Genomic DNA, 21,133 nt, shown 5'->3' with positions numbered 1-21,133 from the left:
GACCCTGCCGCGAATCCCTCGTAAGCCGCGCCATCCCACTAGGGAATCGTAAGTTTCGGGGTCGCGCCCTGAACCCTGCAATCAGATAATCGGTGCAGCCCGTGGCAGAAATCGCCTCGGGCTTGCGTTGTGAAAAAAGGGTCTGGCACTACGGACCCGCAACGAAGAAGGAACAAACCACGTGGCACGTATTGCCGGCGTAAACATCCCGACTGCAAAGCGGGTTCCAATCGCCCTGACATATATCACCGGAATCGGCCCCAGCTCGGCCAAATCCATCTGCGAAGCGGTCAACATTGATCTGACCCGTCGCGTCAACGAATTGTCCGATGCCGAAGTGCTGGCGATTCGCGAACATATCGACGCGAATTTCACGGTCGAAGGTGACCTGCGCCGCGAGACGCAGATGAACATCAAGCGCCTGATGGATCTGGGCTGCTACCGTGGCCTGCGCCATCGTCGCAACCTGCCTGTGCGCGGCCAGCGGACCCACACCAATGCGCGCACGCGCAAGGGCCCCGCAAAAGCCATCGCCGGCAAGAAGAAATAAGGGAGGACCTGACAAATGGCACGTGATCGTCGCGTTAAAAAGAAGGTCTCCAAGAACATCGCCGCTGGCGTTGCTCATGTGAATTCTTCGTTCAACAACACCAAGATCCTGATTTCCGATGTGCAGGGCAACGCCATTTCATGGTCGTCAGCCGGCACTTGCGGGTTCAAGGGATCGCGCAAATCCACCCCTATGCCGCGCAGATGGCCGCTGAAGATGCGGGCAAAAAGGCACAGGAACACGGCGTGCGCACGCTGGAAGTGGAAGTTCAGGGGCCGGGTTCGGGCCGCGAAAGCGCCCTGCGCGCCCTGGCTGCCGTCGGGTTCAACATCACGTCGATCCGTGATGTGACGCCCATGGCCCACAACGGGTGTCGCCCGCCAAAGCGCCGCCGGGTCTGATTACATTTCGAAACACGCGCAGGTCATGGTTCCCCGTGGCCTGCGCGCGTCATTTTTACCTCGGGTTGTCGGTCGTCGGGGACATGGGCGGCAGACGTGAATTGAGGAGATACGCATGATCCACAAGAATTGGGCCGAGCTGATCAAGCCGACACAGCTGGTCGTCAAGCCCGGCAATGACCGGATGCGCCAGGCCACCGTGATTGCCGAACCGCTTGAGCGTGGCTTTGGCCTGACTCTCGGCAATGCCCTGCGCCGCATTCTGATGTCGTCGCTGCAAGGCGCGGCCATCACCAGCGTTCAGATCGACAACGTGCTGCACGAGTTTTCGTCGGTGGCTGGTGTGCGCGAAGACGTGACCGATATCGTTCTGAACCTCAAGGGCGTGTCGATCAAGATGGATGTCGAGGGCCCCAAGCGGGTGACGATTTCCGCCCGCGGTCCGCAGATCGTGACAGCCGGTGACATTTCCGAATCCAGCGGCATCGAGGTGCTGAACAAGGAACATGTGATCTGCCACCTCGACGATGGCGCCGATCTGTTCATGGAACTGACCGTGAACACCGGCAAGGGTTACGTATCGGCCGACAGGAACCGCCCCGAAGATGCGCCCATCGGCCTGATGCCGATCGACGCGATCTATTCGCCGGTCAAAAAAGTGTCGTATGATGTGCAGGCGACCCGCGAGGGTCAGGTGCTCGACTATGACAAACTGACGCTGAAACTGGAAACCGATGGGTCGGTCACCCCGGACGATGCCGTGGCCTATGCCGCGCGCATTCTTCAGGATCAACTGTCGATTTTCGTCAACTTTGACGAGCCGGAATCGGCCCGCACCGACAACGACGACGAGGGGCTGGAATTCAATCCGCTGCTGCTCAAGAAAGTTGATGAACTTGAACTGTCGGTCCGTTCGGCCAATTGTCTCAAGAACGACAACATCGTCTATATCGGTGATCTGATCCAGAAAACCGAAGCTGAAATGCTGCGCACACCGAACTTTGGCCGCAAATCCCTGAACGAGATCAAGGAAGTGTTGTCGGGCATGGGCCTGCACCTTGGCATGGACGTGGAAGAATGGCCGCCCGAGAACATCGAGGATCTGGCCAAGAAGTTCGAAGATCAATTCTAGGAACTGACACGCGGGGCAGGGTCTGCCTGCCCCGACGACGACCCTGGGCAATTCCGCCCCAACAGAGCGCCGGACACGCATCTGGCTGCCGTACAAAGTACAAATAGGAGAAACGACAATGCGTCACGCACGGGGCTATCGCCGCCTGAACCGCACCCACGAACACCGCAAGGCGCTGTTCGCCAACATGGCCGGATCGCTGATCGAACACGAACAGATCAAGACGACCCTGCCCAAGGCGAAAGAACTGAAGCGGATCATCGACAAGCTGATCACGCTTGGCAAACGCGGCGATCTTCACGCCCGTCGTCAGGCCGGATCGCAGTTGAAGCAAGATGCCTATGTCGCCAAACTGTTCGACATCCTCGGCCCGCGCTATGCCGAACGTCAGGGCGGGTACTGCCGCGTTCTGAAGGCCGGATTCCGGTATGGTGACATGGCGCCCATGGCCATCATCGAACTGGTTGACCGCGACCCCGACGCCAAAGGCGCCGGCGACCGCGCCCGGTTGGAAGCCGAAGAAAACTGATCTGCACAGCCCTGTGACACAGGCTATGTGATCCGAAAAGGCCCGATGTTGATCGGGCCTTTTTTGCGTTTTGGCGCAGGTTCAGCCGTCGCTGCCGCCTTCGCCCACCAGAACGAAGGGCGCCCAGATGCGGGGGTGGGCAAACCGCGCCTCGGAGGTGTCCTGCATCAGATCCAGCATGGCGCGCTGCAATGCCTCGGCCCGGGGACGGGGATCGGCGCCATACATCCGGTCGAGCATTCCCGTGGTCAGCACCGATGCCGCGTAATCATCGACCGGCCAGTGGGACACAAGGATCGCCCGCGCCCCGGCATAGAGAAACGCCCGCGCCAACCCCGACAGCCCCTCTGCCCCCGGTGTCCCGTCGCTGCCTGCGGTGTTGCAGGCCGACAGGATCACCAGTTCCGCCGACAGTTTCAACTGCGCCGCCTCGCTGGCTGTCAACAGGGCATCGTCGCGTTCGCTGGGCGTGGCTGGTGGGGTAAACACCAGCGCCGGTTCCCTCAGTCCCGGCAGTCCATCGGCCAGCAACCCGTGGGTGGCAAAGGCAACGACACGGGTATGGCTGAAATCGCTGTCCTTTACCTGTGTTTCTGTCGCGCGTTCACCCAGATAAAGCGCGGTGTCATCCGCCCCCATGGTGGCCGCCAACCGGCGCAATTCACGCGCGGTATTGGGCAGGGGGGCGAGATCGGCGACCCGGGCAACATCGTCGTAAACGCCACGGGTGATGATCGTGGGTGCCCCGGTATCGGCCTGCGCCAGATCAAGGCGATACCCCAGCACCGGATCGCCAAAGCCGATGAACGGATCACGCGCGCCCCCGTCGCTGCGCCCCCGCGCAAACCGCAGCACCCGCAGGGCCGAAACATTGGGCAGCGTGGTTAACGCATGGTGACGGATCAGCCAATCCGTGGCACGCAGCGCCGCCGGATCACCGTCGTCACCCTGGGGGGCATCGCGCACCAAAAGGGACAGGGGCAGGCTGGTCAGAGGGCCGTCAAGCACAGTCATCACATGCCGCGCATGGCCAAAGACATGCTCCAGCGGCGCGAAAAGATCGGCATATATGTCATGGGCGGTGTCCCGGTCGAACGGTTGGGCCTTTGGTTTGGCCCGGCCGGGGTTCAGGGCGATCCCGGCCCGTTCACCGCCCTGCGCCGAAAGCTGCTGACGCAGGTGTTTCACCCGCGCGCTGCGATCCTCAAGATAGGTTTCCGAACGATACCAATCGGCGGCAGTGGGGGTGATCGCCCAGATATAGGTCAGCTTGGTGTCGCTCAGGGTGAACAGCAGGGCCTCGTCCGGGTCAAGAATCGCCTGCACCTCGGCCACGCTCAGGGGGGCCGGGCGGGTCAGCTCGCGGAATTCGGGAAACCCGGCGCCGATGTCGGTGTCAAGTTCGCGCAGACGGGCGCGCAGGGCGGTGATTTGGCGGGTCAGGTCGGCCTGCCGCACCTCGCTTGCCGCGCCGTTTATGCCCGCCGCGCGGGTCAGTGCCGTGGTGAGTGTGGCGAGGGTTTCGCCGCCATCCTGCTGTTCGCGCAACAAGGCGGCCAGTTCCGCACTGCCTGACGCGATGCGAGTGGCCGATTGGGCCAGCGCCTGACTGGCGGCTGTGATCGCTGCACGCTGGGCGGTGATGAACACATGATCCATGATTTCGGCCCGCGTCGGTGCGGCGCTGGCCCCGGTGGCGCCAGGCAAAAGCAGGACTGTAAGGTAAAGGCGGAGCAGGATTGCCAACATGGCCCTGATTATTCCACCGCTTTGGGATTCTGGGAAGCCCCGCACGGATGACAAACATGGTCAGCGTTTGACGGCGCCGCGAATGTCGGACAGGGCAAAGGCGCCGATCCGGGTGCCGATCAGGTAATAACTGCCCATCCCGATCAAAACCAGCAGGGCAAGCGCAAGAAATTTCAACCCGGCCATGCCGAACAGCGGGCCTAGCAGAACCGCGCCAAGCCACAGGCACAGGCCCATGCCTGCCGAGGCAAGGGTGATCCGCCAGACCCGGCGGCGCAACCGGTTGTCAAACCGCGCCGCCGCCCCCATCGAACGCCCGCCCCGCGCCAGCAGCCAGACCATGGCCCAGGCGGCCACCGTGGTGCCGATGGCTGCGGCCAGATACCCGATCAGCGGCATAAGCCCGATGGCCAGCACTGCATTGACCACCAGCGACACCAGCGCAAAGCGGAACGGCGATCTTGTGTCTTCGCGGGCGAAAAACAGGGGTTGCAGCACCTTTTGCAGAACGAACGCGGGCAGGCCCAGCCCATAGATGGCCAGCGCCAGCGCGGTTGCGGCGCTGTCGTCGGCCCCGAAGGCGCCGCGCTGAAACAAGGTGGTGACAAGAGGCAGGGGGATCACGACAAAGGCCACCGCCGAGGGCACAGTGAGGGTCAGCGCCATCTCCGCCGCGCGGTTAAAGGCATGTTGCCCGCCTGCCGTGTCGTCGGCGGCCAGACGGCGCGACAATTCGGGTAACAGGACAACGCCAATGGCAATGCCCACCACCCCCAGCGGCAGTTGATACAGCCGGTCAGCATAGTTCAGCCATGCAATGGCACCGTCAAAGAAACTGGCCACTTGCCGCCCCACCAGCAGGTTGATCTGCACCACACCGCCGGCCAATGCGGCGGGGGCGGCGATGATGGCCAGCTTTTTCAATTCGGGTGTCAGGCGGGGGCGGCGCAGGGTCAGCCGGAATCCGGCCCGCGCGGCGGCGACCCAGACCAGCGCAAGCTGGGCGATGCCGCCAACGGGCACCGCCCATGCCAGGGCCAGACCAACCCGGGCGCTGAGCGCTTCGGAGGTTGCAGCTCCGACAATTCCGACACCCAGAAGGGTGGCGATGAACACGACGTTCAGCAGCACCGGCGCGGCGGCAGCGGCCAGAAACCGGCGGTTGGCGTTCAGAACGCCCGACACCAGCGCGGCGAGAGAGATGAACAGGATATAGGCGAAGGCCATCCGCCCATAGGTGACAGCCAGATCAAACCGTTCGTCCCCGATGAATCCGCTGGCCATGGCGGTGACAAGGGCGGGCATGAAGGCGATCCCGACCAAAGTGAACAGCGACAGCACCAGGATCATCCCGGCAAAGGCATCCTGCGCAAACCCACGCGGATCATCGCCGCTTTCCAGTTTCTTGGAAAACAGCGGGATAAAGGCCATGTTGAACGCGCCTTCGGCAAAAAAGCGGCGGAACATGTTGGGCAGGGAAAAGGCGACAAGAAACGCCTCGGCCACCGGCCCGGCGCCCAGATAGGCGGCGATCAGGATGTCGCGCACAAAGCCCATGATCCGGCTGGCCAATGTCCAGGCGCCGACGGTGAAAAAACCACGCAGCATCAGGCGCGCGCCCGCTCCGAGCCTTGGGTGATGGCTTCGCGCAGTTTGCGTTCCAGCCCGCGTTGCTTGCTTTCGGTATAGAATTTCAACCCGAACATATCCTTGACGTAAAAGGTATCGACCACCTGTTCGCCATAGGTGGCGATCACGGCGCTGGCGATGGAAATATTCGCGGCGGCAAGGGTGCGGGTGAGATCATACAAAAGGCCCGGGCGGTCGCGGGTATCGACCTCGATGATGGTATAGATTTCCGAACCGTCATTGTCGAAGGTGATCGAGGTTGGCACACGAAAGCCGCGTTCGCGCTTTTTCATCTTGTCGCGGGGTTCAAGGGCGTCGCGCGCCACCACTTCGCCTTTCAGCGTGCGGTCGATCATCTTGCGCAACCGGCCCAACCGCGATTCCTCATAGGGCGATCCTTCGCCGTCCTGCACCCAGAACACCGCCGTGGCAAAACCATCGTTGCTGGTATAGGTGCGGGCATCCACGACATTTGCACCCACAAGGGCCAGGGCGCCCGCGAGACGTGAGAAAATACCCGGGTGATCGGCCATGGCAAAACAGGCGCGGGTTGCGTCGCGCTCGGGGTCGGGTTTCAGGTCAATCCGAATATCGCCTTCGCCCATATCGCGCAGCAGGCGGGCAAACACCTGATGGGCGCCGGTATCCAGGCCTTGCCAATAGGGCGGGTAATGGCGCTGGGTTTCAACGCGCAGGGCGGATTTATCCCAATCGGCCAACGCCTCGCGCAGGCGTTTGCGCGCTTCGGTGCCGCGGGTTTCACGGTTGAGATCCTCCAAGCCGTTTTCCAGCGCATCGGCCGTTTCCCGGTGCAGGGTGCGGATCAACTGGGCCTTCCAGTTGTTCCAGGTGTTTGGCCCGACCCCGCGAATGTCACAGACCGTCAGCAACGTCAGCAGATCGAGCCGCTTGCGGTTGCGCACCGCCTTGGCGAAATCGCGGATCGTGCGCGGGTCGGACAGATCACGCTTTTGCGCGATGTCGGACATCAGAAGGTGATAACGCACCAGCCATTCAACCGTGTCCACCTCGGCCTGTTTCAACCCCAGACGCGGCGCCACCTTGCGCGCGATCCTGGCCCCCAGAACCGAGTGATCCTCATCGCGGCCCTTGCCGATGTCGTGCAGCAACAGGGCGACATACAAAACCTTGCGGTTCAGCCCGCCGCCTTTGGTGATGCCTGTGGAAATGGGCAGTTCGCTGTCAAGGTCGCCATGTTCGATCTGGGCCAGGGTGCTGATCACCTGGATCGTGTGTTCGTCCACGGTATAATGGTGATACATGTTGAATTGCATCATCGCGACGATGGGTTCGAATTCGGGCAGGAACGCCGCCAGCAGGCCCAGTTCGTTCATCCGCCGCAGGGCGCGTTCGGGGTTGGGGTATTTCAACAGCAGGTCCATGAAAATCCGCACCGCCTCGGGGCTGCGGCGGACCGGATCGTCGATCAGGCGCAGATTGGCGGCGATGGTCCGCATGGCATCGGGGTGCATCAGGTTGCCGGTGCGCATGGCCTCATCGAAGATGCGCAGCAGGTTCAGCGGATCGGCCAGAAACGCCGCGCGATCCTCGTAACAGATCCGGTTGTGGCGGATCGTATAGCCGGGGCGCACCCGTTTGCGGCGGCGTCGCAGCAGCCCGACAAGGCTGGGCGCCTCTTTCTTGTGGTCGGCCTCAAGCGCGGTGAGCAGGATGCGCGTCAATTCACCCACCTTGGTGGCGTGGCGGAAATAGCTCTGCATGAAATGCTCGACCCCGCGCCGCCCGCCCTTGTCCTCATAGCCCATACGTTCCGCCACTTCGACCTGCATGTCGAAGGTCAACTGATCCATGGCGCGCCCGGCGATCAGATGCAAATGGCAGCGCACGGCCAGAAGAAACGTCTCGGCCTTGTTGAAGCTGCGGTATTCATCTTCGGTAAACACGCCCGCCTTGACCAGTTGTCTGGCCTTGGTGACACCGTTCACATATTTGGCGATCCAGAACAGGGTTTGCAGATCACGCAAACCGCCCTTGCCCTCTTTCACGTTCGGTTCGACCACATAGCGCTGACCGCCCTGTTTGCGGTGGCGTTCGGTGCGCTCTGCCAGTTTTGCAGCGATGTATTCGGCGCCGGTGTTTTGGAACAGCTCGGTTTTCAGCTTGCGTTCCAGCAGTTTGGCAAGTTTTTCGTCGCCGCACAGGAACCGGCGTTCCAGCATGGCGGTGCGCACGGTGTAATCTTCGCGGGCCATGGCGATGCAATCGCGGATCGTGCGGCTGGAATGGCCGACCTTCAGGTGCAGATCCCAAAAGACATAGAGCATGGATTCGATCAGGCTCTCGGCCCAAGGGGTGAGCTTGTGAGGCGTGACGAACAGCAGGTCGACATCGGAATAGGGGCACATTTCGGCGCGCCCGTATCCCCCTATGGCCAACAGCGAAATACGTTCCTCTTCTGTGGGGGGCTGGCCGGGTGCAGGTGGCGGCGGGCCGCATCAAACACTGTCGTCACCAGGCAATCGGTCAGAAAGCTATAGGCGCTCACGGTTTCGCGTGCGGCGTGGGAATCGGCAGTAAAGGCCGCATCGATCAATGCGCGGCCATGGTCCATCGCGGCCTTCAGGTGACGAACGATGCAGGCCCGGCGCTCCGAGGCGCCGGAAAACTGTGCGATGTCATCGTCGATTCCCTGCCGGACGGCGGCAATGTCGAAAATCGCATCGCTTGCGCAGATCAATGGCACCGGCCGCACCTGGGACGTTGCCACCAAGGGGCGATCCATGTTGTCCGCCCTAGAAACCGGCACCACCAAAGCTTCTTGGGGCGGGGTCGATGACGACAACCTGATTGTTCTGGATCTGGGCCACGGCCATGCCCCGCTGATTCGTGCCATCGGATTTCAGCCGGAAAACCCCGTTGACCCCTGCAAAACCGGACCCTTGGGTCAGGGCGCGGGCGGTCAGGGCATCCTGTTTTCCGGCCGCGACAAGGGCGCCGATGGCCGCGATGCCATCATAGGCCAGCCCGGCAATGGGGTGCGGCGCGGTGCCATAGGCCTGTTGATACCGGCTGTTGAAACGGGCGCTCAGGTTCGGATCGGGAAGCGCGAACCAACTGCCCTGAATACCCTTGAGCGACAGCGCACTGTTGGGAATATCCAATCGTTGCAGGCCGATATACTGCGCCACCGATGGCGGAAGGCCCGCCGGAGGGAGCCCGTCAACAAGGTACGACAGCGCGCCGGCGGTGCCCGATGTCATGAACACGGCATCCGCCCCTGCGCTTTTTGCCTCAGCGGCGATGCCGGGAATCGCGGCGTTCACACCCTGTTGCGACAGTTCGAAAGAGGCAACACCGGCCAGCTTGACGCCATTGGCCCGAATCGCGCCAAGGATGGCGTCGCGCCCGTGCTCTTCGGCGGTGCTGCGCCCGTGAACCACAAAGATGTTGGATTTGCCCTGACTGCGGGCATAGCCGACCAGCCGGTCCGCCGTGTTCTGAAAGGTGTTGCCCAGCACAAACACGTTGCCCCCGGCAATCGAGGTGTTGTTGGACAGCGTCAACAGGTTGACCCCGCGCGACGCCACGGCAACGCCAGCGGCGTTTGCGGCCTGGGCAAAGACCGGGCCGATGATGATCTTGGCGCCTTCATCCACAGCGCGGGTGGCCACCTGCGCGGCGGTTCCGGCCTGTCCGGCGGTGTCATAGACCCGCAAATCAATTTTCACCCCGTCCAGATCGGCAATCGCCAGGCGGGCGGCATTTTCCAGACTTTGCGCCAGAATTGTCCCGCCATCGGGGGAACTGGCCGGAACCAGCAGCGCCACAGGCACCGGGGCCGCGGTGTTGATCGACGGCCCGCCGCCGCCGCCGGCTCCTATTGCGACTGGGTCGCACCCGCTCAGGGACACGGCGGTTATCGCGACGGCTGCGATCCGGGCAATCGGCTTGCAGGCGGTGGACAAAAAGGCAAACATCGGCGAACTCTCTTGCGGCACAGGTGGATCGGGCCTTTTGACCCTAGGCGCTGTTGGCCACGGTGTAAATCGGAGACAGCCGCGATGACACGGATAGCGCAAATTCGCCCACTCGCGCCGGGGCTGCATCTGGTGGCGACGCCCATCGGAACGGCGCGTGACATCACGCTCCGGGCGCTGGATATTCTGGCGTCCGCCGATGTGATCGCCGCCGAAGACACCCGCACGACGCGGCACCTGATGGATTTGCACGGCATTCCCCTGGGGGATCGCCGCCTTGTGGCCTATCACGATCATAACGGTGCGGCAGTGCGGCCAAGGCTGCTTGACCTGATGGAGGAGGGGCAATCGCTCGCCTATGCCTCGGATGCGGGAACGCCTTTGGTGGCTGATCCGGGGTTTGCCCTGGCCCGTGATGCCATCGCAAGGGGAATCGCGGTGACTGGCGCGCCCGGTCCCTCGGCGGTGATGGCGGCGCTGATGATCGGCGGCTTGCCCACGGACCGGTTTTTGTTCGCCGGGTTCCTGCCAACGGCCAAGGGCGCGCGGCGCCGGGCGCTGGGGGAACTGGGGCCGGTGCCCGCCACATTGGTTTTTTCGAATCGGCCAAGCGGCTTTTGCAAACTCTTAAGGAAATTGGTGCAACACTGGGGCCAGAGCGGCAGATTGCGGTGTGCCGCGAATTGACCAAGAAATTCGAAGAGGTACAGCGCGGCACGGCGGACCAGGTGGCCGAACATTATACGGCCCATCCGCCAAAGGGCGAGGTCGTGATCCTGATTGATCGCAACCGCGCCGGGGCCAGCGCCGAAGATATGGAGACTGCGTTGCGCGATGCGATGGAACGGATGTCACTGAAGGATGCCGCGCGCGCCGTGGCCGAGGATCTGGGTTTGGCCCGGCGCGACGTTTATCAGGCGGCGTTGGCCATGGACGGCGGGGAATGAGCGGGCTTGTGTCCTATTGCGCCGGTCTGGCCGCCGAAGACCGGATCGCGGCGGAGTATGAACGACGCGGTCACCGGGTGTTGCAACGGCGCTGGCGCGGGCAGGGCGGCGAAATCGACCTGATCGTGCAGGGGCCGGGCGGGTTGGTCTTTGTCGAGGTTAAGGCATCCCGCACCCGTGCCCGCGCGGCGCAAAGGGTCAGCCGCCGCCAGATCGAACGTCTGTACAACGCCGCCGCAGAATATCTGGCGGATACGCCCGATGGACAATCCTCAGAGGTTCGGTTCGATGTGGCGCTGATGGATGGCGGCGGGCAGATCGATATCATCGAAAACGCGTTCATGTGATCCCGGCGCCCGATCTGGCCCCCGAAGTCGGATCAGACCATTGTCATGTCCGCAACACCGCGCCATGAAGGGAAAAACACGCACAGGAGAAAACATGCCCCTGAAGGTCGCCATCCAGATGGACCCGATCGGCCCGGTCGATATCGACGCCGACAGCACGTTCCGCATCGCGGAAGAGGCACAGGCGCGGGGGCATTCCCTGTTTTATTACACCCCTGACCGGCTGTCCTGGCAACAGGGCCGGGTCATGGCGCGGGGCTGGCCGCTGACGGTACGGCGTGAACGGGGCAATCATTTTACCCTCGGCGATGAGGTTGAGGTCGATCTTTCCGACTACGATGTCGTTTGGCTGCGTCAGGATCCGCCGTTTGACATGGGCTATATCACCACGACCCATATCCTCGATTTCCTGTCACCCGGCACCTTGGTGGTGAATGATCCGTTCTGGGTGCGCAATTATCCCGAAAAGCTGCTTTGCCTGCGCTTTCCTGATCTGATTCCGCCCACCACCATCGCCCGCGATTTGCCCACCCTGCGGGCGTTCAAGGCGGAACATGGCGATATTATCCTCAAACCGCTTTACGGCAATGGGGGCGCCGGTGTGTTCCGCCTCGGCCCCGATGACCGCAACATCGCCAGCCTGCATGAGCTGTTCGCGGGCATCAATCGCGAACCCCTGATCGTGCAGAAATACCTGCCCGCCGTCACCAAGGGTGACAAGCGGGTGATCCTGATTGATGGCGAACCCGTGGGCGCGATCAACCGCGTTCCCGCTGCCGGCGAAACGCGGTCCAACATGCATGTGGGCGGGCGGCCTGAAAAGGTGGCGCTGACGGAGCGTGACCTTGAAATCTGTGCCGCCATCGGCCCGCTTTTGCGCGAAAAGAACCAGATTTTCGTGGGCATTGATGTGATCGGCGATTGGCTGACCGAAATCAACGTGACCTCGCCCACCGGTATTCAGGAATTGGAACGCTTCGACGGCATCAACATCACCGCCGGGCTGTGGGATGCGATCGAGGCGCGCCGCTGACGGTTTGATTGTTCGGGGTCAACTGCCCGGCGGCAGGCGAAAACTCAGCGCCTCGGCGATATGGGTGGCGCTGACGTTTTCGGTGTCATCAAGATCGGCGATGGTGCGCGCCACCCGCAACACCCGGTGATAGCCCCGCGCCGAAAGGCCGAACCGGTCCGCCGCGCGCAGCATCAGGGCGCGGCCATCGGCGTCTGGCGCGGCGATACGCTCCAACACGCTGCCTTCTGCATCGGCATTCACGCTCACCCCATCGTCCCCGGTGAATCGTGCGGTTTGTCTGTCTCGCGCTGCGGCCACGCGGGCGGCCACCATCTCGGATCGTTCGCCGGTTGCGGGCAGGTCGAGATCGCTGAACGCCACCGGCGGCACATCGACCCGCAGATCGAACCGGTCCATCAGCGGCCCGGAAATGCGCCCCAGGTAATCTTCACCACACACCGGCGCGCGGGCGCAGGCGCGGGCCGGGTCGGCCATATAGCCGCATTTGCAGGGGTTCGCCGCCGCGATCAACAGAAACCGGCAGGGATAGCGCACATGGGCATTGGCCCGGGCGATCACGACCTCGCCGGTTTCGATGGGCTGGCGCAGGGTTTCCAGAACGCTGCGTTCGTATTCGGGGAATTCATCCATGAACAACACACCGTTATGGGCTAGCGAAATCTGCCCCGGCTTTGCGCCTTTCCCGCCCCCCACAATGGCGGCGCGCGATGCGGTGTGGTGCGGTTCCATGAAGGGGCGGTTGCGTGAAATGCCGCCCTCGCTCAGCAATCCGGCAAGCGAGTGGATCATTGACGTATCCAGCGCCTCGCGCGGGGACAGGGGCGGCAAAATGCCGGGCAGGCGCTGTGCCAGCATGGATTTCCCCGACCCCGGCGCACCGATCAACAACAGATGATGGCGCCCGGCGGCGGCGATTTCCAGCGCCCGCTTGGCCCGTTCCTGGCCTTTCACCTCGCTCAGATCGCGCAGGGTGGCCGGGGTGTTCACCTGACCGGCGGTGGCGGGGGGCAGGGCGGCCTGCCCGGTGTAATGGCGGATCGCGGCGGTCAGGTTTGCGGGCGCAATCACCGTGGCGGCGGCAACCCATGCGGCCTCGGCTCCGCAGGCCTTGGGGCAAAGCAGGGTCTTTTCCTCTTCGGCGGCGGTCATGGCGGCGGGCAGGGCGCCAATCACCGGCACAAGGGTGCCATCCAGCGACAATTCCCCAAGGGCCAGTGTGGATTCAACCGAATCCTTGGGCAGGATATCGAGCGCGGCAAGCAGGGCGAGCGCGATGGGCAGGTCGAAATGTGACCCCTCCTTGGGCAGGTCGGCGGGCGACAGATTGATGGTGATCCGTTTGCTGGGCAAAGCGATGGACAGGGCGTTGAGCGAGGCGCGCACCCGTTCGCGGGCCTCGCTGACGGCCTTGTCGGGCAGGCCGACGATGCTGAACGCGGGCAGGCCGGGGGCAACGGCGCATTGCACCTCGACAAGGCGCGCCTCGATCCCCTCAAAGGCCACCGTATAGGCCCGCGTTACCATGAATTCCCCTTTCGCCCTGATGGTTAACGGCTAGGGGGTCATGGTTTAGGAATGGTTAACGACGCATCACGGCGCGATCCGATCTATTCACGCAAGATGATTGATCGGCGCCGCCGTGCCGGGGGGCCATAGGTGATGCGGGTCAGCGACAGGTTATCAATCCTATGGCCCAAAGCCTGTTCCGGGGTCTGCCCGGTGGCGCGGGCGATCTGGGTCAGGATCACACCGATATGGGCCACGGCGATGATGTTTTGCCCTGTATGCAGGCGGTTCATGGCATCCACACAGCCGCCGATGCGGGCCGTGGCCATGTTCCAGCTTTCGCCGCCCGGGGGTAACATCGCCGGGGCGTTCCCAATAGGCGCGCGACAGATCGGGGTCGCGGGCGGCGACGGCATCAAACGTCATGCCATCCCACACCCCGAAATCAAATTCGCGCAGGGCGGGGGCATGGGGCAGGCGGTGGCGCGCGCCGACAATCGCATCGGCGGTGGCGATGGAGCGGATAAGATCGGAGGAAATGACCAGGGCATCACCGGGCAGATAGGTGCTCAATCGCTCAAGCGCGGCGGTGTCTGACAGATCGGCGGGCACATCGCGGTGGCCGGTAAAGGCCTTTTGATGGGTGGGGCCATGGCGCACCCACCACCAGACCGCGCTCATGTCATGGCCTCGGGCAGGGTGCCTTTCAGCACCATGGGCAATCCGGCCATGACGGCAACCACCAGACCGGCGCGCGCCGCCATCTGCCGGTTCAGCCGCCCCTGAGCGTTGCGGAATTGCCGCGCCAGCGCGTTGTCGGGGACGACGCTTTGCCCCACCTCGTTGCTGACCATGACCACCGGGCAGGGGGCGCGCGACAATGCGGCAAGCAGTGCGTCACAGGTGGCGGTGATGTCCGATCCCGCCAGCAGATGATTGCTCAGCCACAGGGTGAGACAATCAATCAGCACGACATCGCCCGGCGCGGCAGCGGCCAGCGGCGTGGCCAGATCAAGGGGCGCCTCGATCGTGTGCCAATCCGGCCCCCGGGCCGTGCGATGGGCCGCGATCTTGTCGCGCATTTCACTGTCAAACGCCTGCGCCGTCGCGATATAGACCCGCCGTAACGGCGCGCAACACACCAGTTTTTCGGCAAAATCCGATTTCCCGGAACTGGCGCCCCCTAGCACGAGGGAAAGTTTAGGCAATGTCATAGGCAACTTTCTTTGATCCGGCGGCGTTCCTGCACTGTATATTGTTTGTAAATGTTCACTACCGCCCGGTGTGCCGGGTCGCAACTGGGGGATATTGCCATGGCCCTTGATGGCTTCAACGATCAGACCTTGCCCCGCCGTGCCATGAAGGCCGAGCTTCTGGATGCCGAAACCGAACTGCGCCTTGCCTATGCGTGGCGCGACCAGCGTGACGAACAGGCGCTGCACCGGTTGATCACAGCATATATGCGGCTGGCGATTTCCATGGCCGCCAAATTCCGCCGCTATGGCGCGCCCATGAATGACCTGATCCAGGAGGCATCTTTGGGCCTGATGAAAGCGGCTGATAAATTCGATCCTGATCGCGGCGTGCGGTTTTCAACCTATGCGGTCTGGTGGATCAAGGCCAGCATTCAGGATTATGTGATGCGCAACTGGTCGATGGTGCGCACCGGGACGACCTCATCGCAGAAATCGCTGTTTTTCAATATGCGCCGGGTTCAGGCCCGGCTGGAGCGCGAAGCCACCGCGCGGGGCGAACAGCCCGACAAGCATCGCCTGCGCGAGATGATTTCAACCGAGGTTGGCGTGCCGCTGCGCGATGTCGAAATGATGGACGGGCGGCTTTCGGGGTCGGATTTTTCGTTGAACGCCACTCAAAGCGCCGAGGATGAAGGGCGCGAATGGATCGACGCCCTTGAGGATGAATCAGAACAGGCCGACGAAGCGGTTGCGCGTGACAAGGATCTGGACACCCTGCGCCAATGGCTTTTGTCGGCGATGGCGCAGTTGAACGCGCGGGAACAGTTTATCGTGCGCGAACGCAAATTGCGCGATGACGGGCGCACGCTGGAATCCCTCGGAAACGAATTGGGCCTGAGCAAGGAACGCGTGCGTCAGCTTGAGGCGGCGGCGTTTGGCAAGATGCGTCAGAGCCTTGAGGGGCATTCGCAGGATGTTCTGGATCTGATCGGGTGAGGGCGGTTGTTCCGCTGGCCCTGCTGTTGTGCGTGGCGGGCGGCTGGCCGGTGACGGTGGCGCCCGGTTCGGTCGCGCTGGGCGGGTATGATGTGGTGATCATGGGCGAGGTCCACGATAACCCCACCCACCACGCCAATCAGGCCGGATGGGTGGCGCGGCTGGCGCCAAGGGCGCTGGTGTTTGAAATGCTGACCCCGGCTTTGGCCGACGCCGCCGCACAATCGGGCGCAACCGATGCGGTGACACAATGGAGCGCGCGTGGCTGGCCCGATTTCACCATGTACGCCCCGATATTTGCAGCCGCCCCCGATGCAGAGATTTTCGGCGGTGACGTGGGGCGTGATCAGTTGCGCCTTGCCGTGGGGCAGGGGGCGGCGGCGGCCATGGGGGATGCGGCGGCAATTTTCGGGCTGGATGTGCCGCTGCCCCGGCTTGAGCAGGAGGCCCGCCAATCGCTTCAGGCTGATGCCCATTGCGGGGCTTTGCCCGATGCCATGCTGCCCGGCATGGTCGAGGCGCAGCGCCTGCGCGATGCTGCCCTGGCCCGCGCGGTTGTGGCCGCTTTGGTGGCGGTCGGCCCGCCCGTTGCGGTGTTCACCGGCAACGGCCACGCACGCACCGATTGGGGCATGCCGGTGGCCTTGCGCGCCGCCATGCCCGATCTGAAAATCCTGTCTATCGGCCAGTTGGAAACCGCCCCGACCGAGGTACAGCCCTATGACGTGCTGACCCTGGCCAATGCGCCCGACCGGGGTGATCCCTGCGACGCGTTCCGCTGAGCGGTGGGGCGATTGCCTGTTTCGGTGCAACGCCCTAGGATCATGCGAAACAGATGGGCGAGAGATGATGCAGGGCAAACATATCCTTTTGATCATCGGCGGCGGAATCGCGGCGTTCAAATCGCTGGATCTGATACGCCGGTTGCGGGAACGCGGGGTGCGCGTCACCCCGGTGATGACCCGCGCCGCCCATGAATTTGTGACCCCCCTGTCGGTGTCGGCATTGGCGGGGGCAAAGGTGTTTACCGAGCTGTTCGATCTGACCGCCGAGTCCGAGATGGGCCATATCGAACTGTCCCGCGCTGCCGATCTGGTGGTGGTGGCCCCGGCCACCGCCGATCTGATGGCCAAGATGGCAGGGGGGCATGCCGATGATCTGGCCTCTACCGTTCTGATGGCGACGGACAAACGGGTGCTGATTGCGCCTGCCATGAATGTGCGGATGTGGAATCATCCGGCAAATCAGCGCAATCTGGCCATTCTGCGGGGCGATGGCATTTTGGTCTGTGGCCCGAACGAGGGCGATATGGCCTGTGGCGAACACGGCCCCGGGCGCATGTCGGAACCGTTGGAGATTGTCGCGGCGATTGAAAATGCCTTTGGTGATGGCCCGTTGAAAGGGCGTCATGTGTTGGTGACATCGGGGCCGACCCACGAACCGATTGATCCGGTGCGCTATATCGCCAACCGTTCGTCCGGCGCGCAGGGCACGGCGCTGGCCCGGGCGCTGTTGGATCTGGGGGCAAGGGTGACATTCGTAACCGGCCCGGCGCAGGTGCCGCCGCCCGTGGGGGCCGATGTGGTGGCGGTGGAAACCGCGCGCCAGATGCGCGATGCGGTGATTGCCGCGCTGCCCGCCGATGCGGCGGTGTTTGCCGCGGCGGTGGCCGATTGGCATGTTGTGGGCGCGTCGGATCAGAAGATCAAGAAAACCAAGGGCGGATTGCCCAGCCTGAGCTTTGGCGAAAACCCCGATATTCTGGCCGAAGTGGCGCAGATGCAAACCGGGCGTCCGGGGGTGGTGGTAGGCTTTGCCGCCGAAACCGAAGATGTGATCGCCCATGCAACCGCCAAAAGGGCGCGCAAGGGGTGTGACTGGATCGTCGCCAATGATGTGTCACCCGCAACCGGCATCATGGGGGGCGGAAAACGCGGTGACCCTGATCAGCGACAGCGGCGCCGAGCCATGGCCCCGGATGAGCAAAGACGCCGTGGCCGCAGGTCTGGCGCGACGGCTGGCCGACGCATTGGGCGACTAAGCGTTTCTCGCAGTTTCCAAAGCATTCACCATCACCCAGCGCGTTGAAATCTCTGATTTCAGGCCGTGTTCGGTGATTCAGGTTTTTGCGAAAGTGTTTTGGCGAAACCGCGCGCCAATGGCGGCAACCGCCCCGAATGCATGGTCGGGCACTTGACGGTTCGCGGTGACATCCTTACATACCGACGGTCGGTTTGTATTCGGGGCGAAAAATGAACACTTCAAAAGATGCCGTGGCGTCGATGCCCAAGCGCCAGCGCTTGGCACCCGAAACGCGTCGGGCGCATATTCTGGACGCGGCGCAAGAGATGTTTTTTGCCCGTGGCTGGGAAGATGTAACGATTGCCGATGTGATTGCCGGGGCGGGTATGTCGAAAGGTGGGTTTTATCACCACTTTGCGGCGAAAGAGGATCTGCTTGACGGTGTGGTCGAACGGTTCACCAATCAGGCCTTGACCGCTGCCGAGACCGCCCGGGCAGGCACCTCAGGTGGCGCGCTTGCGCGGTTCAACGCGTTTCTGGCCGAGACGAGCCGCTGGAAGGCGGCGCAGGCGCCGCAGATGCGGTTCTTTATGGATGTCATGGTGCGCCCGGGAAATGATTTTCTGTTCCATCGCATTTCGCGCGCCGCCAGCGCCGCCGCATTGCCTGTATTGCAGGGGATGATCGCCGAAGGTGTTGCAGACGGCAGTTTCACCGTGACCGACACGGAACTGGTTGCCGAAACGATCACGGCGCTGTCCCAAGGGCGGCGCGGGGTGGCCGAAGCCGCGGTTCAAAGGGCCGAGGCCGGTGATCTGGATGGGGCGACCATGCTGTTGAACACCCGGATGGAGGCCGAAGGCGCGTTGATCGACCGGCTGCTGGGCTTGCCCCAGGGCAGTATCACACTGTCCAACCCCACCGAATACCGTCTCATGCTGCGCGCAATCGCGGGCGACTGAGCCATGGCAGGGCGGGAACCCGCCCGGTTCACCTTACCGAAAGCAGAAAGGAAACATCATGCTGACCGTAAAAGAACTGAAACCAAACGTTTGGGAAGTGACCCTTCAGGGCGTTCTGGAAAAGAGCGACATCGAAACGATGGAGCGCACGCTGACCCCGGCCTTGAAAGGGCAGCACCCGCTGGGCCTGATCATCCGGGCCGAAGGCTGGAAGGACGTTACTGCCGGTGCCATTGCCGAGGATATGAAGTTCGAATTCGGCCTTTTGGCCCAATGGGCGAAAATCGCGAAAATGGCGCTTGTGACGGATCTTCAGGCCTTCGCGGCCGTGCTGAAATGGATAGACCCGATCATGCCGATGATCGACATGAAGACGTTCGGTTCCTCTGATGTTGCCGCCGCCGAGGCATTCGCCGCTGACCTGCCCCCCGCCAAAGACCGGGCCGCTGGCCGTGGCGTGACGCTTTTGGCGGATGGCACGGACGGGGTCATCGCGTTTGAGATCGACGGGATGATCACCACGGACGATCTGCAAAAGGTGATGGAGCCACTGGGGCCGATCCTTGACGGGGACGGGAAAATCAACCTGCTTGCCAAGTTTACCGACTATGGTGGCTTTGATCCTGCTATCCTCATGGACGGGTCGTTCATCGGCTCGAAGATGGGCGCGATCACCCATGTGGGGCGCTATGCCATCGTTGGCGCGCCAACGTGGATAAAGACCATGGTTGCAGGGGTGGCGCCGATGATGCCGTTCGAAATGCGGTTGTTTGATGCGGACGATGAGGCCGAGGCCGGCAAGTGGGTCGGCTTGGCCTAAAGGGAAAAGGGGCGGTTTGACAGCGGACCGCCCTTGTTTCGATGCAGCCGGGCAGGCGCAGCGACAGCCTTTTGCCTGCGCAATTCCACATCTAATTCAAGGAGATCGCCCGTGGCGCGCCGATCCAGCCCAGACACCACCGCGACGCAACCCCCGCCAAGCCCGATTGGGCGATGAGCAAGGGCGAGGCCGAGCGTGCGCGCCGCACCGCTGCGGGCCTGCCGCAAAAGCGGCGCAAGTGGCCGTGGATCATTCTTGGGCTGCTTGTGGTTGCGGGGGCTGGATACGCCTATTTTGCCGCGCAGAAAGGCGCGACCCCGACAGATACAGCGGCACTGCCCGAGGCATCCGCGCCGGTGATGCAGGTGAACACGGTCGAGATGACGACCCTGCAACCGATGACATTGCAGCGTACCGTCAAGGTGATCGGCACGCTTGATCCGGTGCGCCAGGCACAGCTTTCGGCGCAGGTCAGCGGCCGTATCGAAGAGGTAAAGGTGCGGCCCGGTGACAGTGTCGTGGCCGATGATGTGGTGGTGCAGGTCGATATCGAAACGCTGACGCTGGAACTTGACCAGATGAAAAGCAATGCCGCCGCGACCAAGGCGCAACTTGAACTGGCCGAGGCAAAGTTGGAACGCGCGCAGGCGCTGGTTGATCGCGGGATCACCACGACCTCTAACTTTGACGAGGCGAAAAGCAATGTGCGCGGGCTGCGCGCCAGCGTCAGCGCGTTGCAGGATCAGGTTTCGGGGGCAGAACTGCGGCTGCGCAACGCCACGGTCCGCGCGCCTTTCGATGGGGTGATTTCGGCCCGCGCGGTCGAACCGGGGCAATATGTCGGCACTGGCGCGGCATTGGTTACGGTGGTTGATCTTACCTCGGTTGAAATGCAGGCGAATGCGCCGGTCGGGGCCGGATCGTTGTTGCAGCGGGGTCAGAACGTGACCGTCAAGGTTGACGGAATCGCGGGCCGGTCGTTCACCGGCAAGGTGACACGGATCAACCCGGTGGCACAGGAAGGCACGCGGACAATCCCCGTATATGTGTTGATCGACAACGCGGATCACGTTCTGTTGGGCGGTATGTTCGCCACCGGCCAGATCGTTGTGCAAGAGGAGAAAGACGCTTTGGCCGTGCCCACGGGCGCCTTGCGCGAAGATGCGCAGGGCCATCACCTGTTGGTCATTGACGGCGATCATCTGCGCGCGCAGCCGGTTGAAACGGGCGGCGAATGGGCGGGGGGCCTGACCCGGATCATATCAGGGTTAAAGCCCGGTCAAAAGGTTGTCACCGCGCCCCTGCCAGAGCTTGCCGATGGCGACGCTGTTGAGATCGTGGGGAAATAAGCC

Annotated in this window: 15 protein-coding genes and 5 pseudogenes; 13 read left to right on the top strand and 7 right to left on the bottom strand. The window is 62.9% G+C overall.

What is annotated here, in order from left to right; all coding sequences use genetic code 11:
* The first annotated feature begins 181 nt into the window (after positions 1-181).
* The 4 genes and pseudogenes from rpsM (at position 182) to rplQ (ending at position 2,612) form a co-directional block, all read left to right on the top strand.
* Positions 182-550, top strand: coding sequence for a 30S ribosomal protein S13 (gene rpsM / locus AC0L7P_RS00960; protein WP_473434093.1), 369 nt, complete (start codon positions 182-184; stop codon positions 548-550).
* A gap of 15 nt (positions 551-565) precedes the next feature.
* Positions 566-951, top strand: a pseudogene (gene rpsK, locus AC0L7P_RS00955) (30S ribosomal protein S11).
* 115 nt (positions 952-1,066) lie between these two features.
* Complete coding sequence (locus AC0L7P_RS00950) at positions 1,067-2,083, top strand: DNA-directed RNA polymerase subunit alpha (RefSeq protein ID WP_473434092.1); 1,017 nt, start codon at positions 1,067-1,069, stop codon at positions 2,081-2,083.
* A 118-nt stretch (positions 2,084-2,201) separates the two neighbouring features.
* Positions 2,202-2,612 carry a 50S ribosomal protein L17 gene (gene rplQ / locus AC0L7P_RS00945; RefSeq protein ID WP_473434091.1) on the top strand — a complete coding sequence of 137 codons (411 nt, stop codon included), beginning with the start codon at positions 2,202-2,204 and terminating at the stop codon, positions 2,610-2,612.
* 81 nt (positions 2,613-2,693) lie between these two features.
* Here the strand turns inward: rplQ and AC0L7P_RS00940 are convergent, their stop codons facing one another.
* The 4 genes and pseudogenes from AC0L7P_RS00940 to AC0L7P_RS00925 form a co-directional block, all read right to left on the bottom strand.
* A complete protein-coding gene (locus AC0L7P_RS00940; protein WP_473434090.1) occupies positions 2,694-4,361 on the bottom strand; it encodes a CHAT domain-containing protein in 1,668 nt (555 codons plus the stop codon).
* 60 nt (positions 4,362-4,421) lie between these two features.
* Positions 4,422-5,969, bottom strand: coding sequence for a murein biosynthesis integral membrane protein MurJ (gene murJ / locus AC0L7P_RS00935; protein WP_473434089.1), 1,548 nt, complete (start codon positions 5,967-5,969; stop codon positions 4,422-4,424).
* A pseudogene (locus AC0L7P_RS00930) lies at positions 5,969-8,754 on the bottom strand ([protein-PII] uridylyltransferase). Before AC0L7P_RS00930 ends, murJ begins: the two are co-directional and overlap by 1 nt.
* A gap of 10 nt (positions 8,755-8,764) precedes the next feature.
* Positions 8,765-9,949, bottom strand: coding sequence for a penicillin-binding protein activator (locus AC0L7P_RS00925; RefSeq protein ID WP_473434088.1), 1,185 nt, complete (start codon positions 9,947-9,949; stop codon positions 8,765-8,767).
* A gap of 84 nt (positions 9,950-10,033) precedes the next feature.
* Here AC0L7P_RS00925 and rsmI point away from each other — a divergent pair.
* From rsmI to gshB, 3 genes and pseudogenes are all read left to right on the top strand, one after another.
* Positions 10,034-10,896 (top strand): annotated as a pseudogene (rsmI, locus tag AC0L7P_RS00920) (16S rRNA (cytidine(1402)-2'-O)-methyltransferase).
* Positions 10,893-11,243, top strand: a complete 351-nt coding sequence (locus AC0L7P_RS00915) for a YraN family protein (RefSeq protein ID WP_473434087.1) — start codon at positions 10,893-10,895, stop codon at positions 11,241-11,243. Before rsmI ends, AC0L7P_RS00915 begins: the two are co-directional and overlap by 4 nt.
* 94 nt (positions 11,244-11,337) lie before the next feature.
* Positions 11,338-12,276: a glutathione synthase gene (gshB, locus tag AC0L7P_RS00910; RefSeq protein WP_473434086.1), complete on the top strand. Its 939-nt coding sequence runs from the start codon at positions 11,338-11,340 to the stop codon at positions 12,274-12,276.
* Positions 12,277-12,294: 18 nt separating this feature from the next.
* Here the strand turns inward: gshB and AC0L7P_RS00905 are convergent, their stop codons facing one another.
* From AC0L7P_RS00905 to cobU, 3 genes and pseudogenes are all read right to left on the bottom strand, one after another.
* Entirely contained in the window at positions 12,295-13,803 is a 1,509-nt protein-coding gene (locus tag AC0L7P_RS00905) for a YifB family Mg chelatase-like AAA ATPase (RefSeq protein WP_473434085.1), read from the bottom strand.
* Positions 13,804-13,886: 83 nt separating this feature from the next.
* Positions 13,887-14,466 (bottom strand): annotated as a pseudogene (locus AC0L7P_RS00900) (histidine phosphatase family protein).
* Entirely contained in the window at positions 14,463-14,999 is a 537-nt protein-coding gene (cobU, locus tag AC0L7P_RS00895; protein ID WP_473434084.1) for a bifunctional adenosylcobinamide kinase/adenosylcobinamide-phosphate guanylyltransferase, read from the bottom strand. Before cobU ends, AC0L7P_RS00900 begins: the two are co-directional and overlap by 4 nt.
* A 99-nt stretch (positions 15,000-15,098) precedes the next feature.
* Between cobU and AC0L7P_RS00890 the strand changes: the two genes are divergently transcribed.
* The 6 genes and pseudogenes from AC0L7P_RS00890 (at position 15,099) to AC0L7P_RS00865 (ending at position 21,130) form a co-directional block, all read left to right on the top strand.
* Positions 15,099-15,977 (top strand): RNA polymerase factor sigma-32, encoded by an 879-nt coding sequence (locus tag AC0L7P_RS00890; RefSeq protein WP_473435512.1) that lies wholly within the window; start codon positions 15,099-15,101, stop codon positions 15,975-15,977.
* Entirely contained in the window at positions 15,974-16,759 is a 786-nt protein-coding gene (locus tag AC0L7P_RS00885) for a ChaN family lipoprotein (RefSeq protein WP_473434083.1), read from the top strand. Before AC0L7P_RS00890 ends, AC0L7P_RS00885 begins: the two co-directional genes overlap by 4 nt.
* A 64-nt stretch (positions 16,760-16,823) precedes the next feature.
* A pseudogene (coaBC, locus tag AC0L7P_RS00880) lies at positions 16,824-18,018 on the top strand (bifunctional phosphopantothenoylcysteine decarboxylase/phosphopantothenate--cysteine ligase CoaBC).
* A 211-nt stretch (positions 18,019-18,229) separates the two neighbouring features.
* Complete coding sequence (locus tag AC0L7P_RS00875; protein ID WP_473434082.1) at positions 18,230-18,961, top strand: TetR/AcrR family transcriptional regulator; 732 nt, start codon at positions 18,230-18,232, stop codon at positions 18,959-18,961.
* Positions 18,962-19,019: 58 nt separating this feature from the next.
* Complete coding sequence (locus AC0L7P_RS00870) at positions 19,020-19,781, top strand: SpoIIAA family protein (RefSeq protein ID WP_473434081.1); 762 nt, start codon at positions 19,020-19,022, stop codon at positions 19,779-19,781.
* Positions 19,782-19,954: 173 nt separating this feature from the next.
* Positions 19,955-21,130 (top strand): efflux RND transporter periplasmic adaptor subunit, encoded by a 1,176-nt coding sequence (locus AC0L7P_RS00865; RefSeq protein ID WP_473434080.1) that lies wholly within the window; start codon positions 19,955-19,957, stop codon positions 21,128-21,130.
* The last annotated feature ends 3 nt before the right edge of the window (positions 21,131-21,133 follow it).

This window comes from Oceaniglobus sp. K40-3 (assembly GCF_055808395.1).
This window is presented reverse-complemented; position numbering and strand designations above follow the sequence as displayed.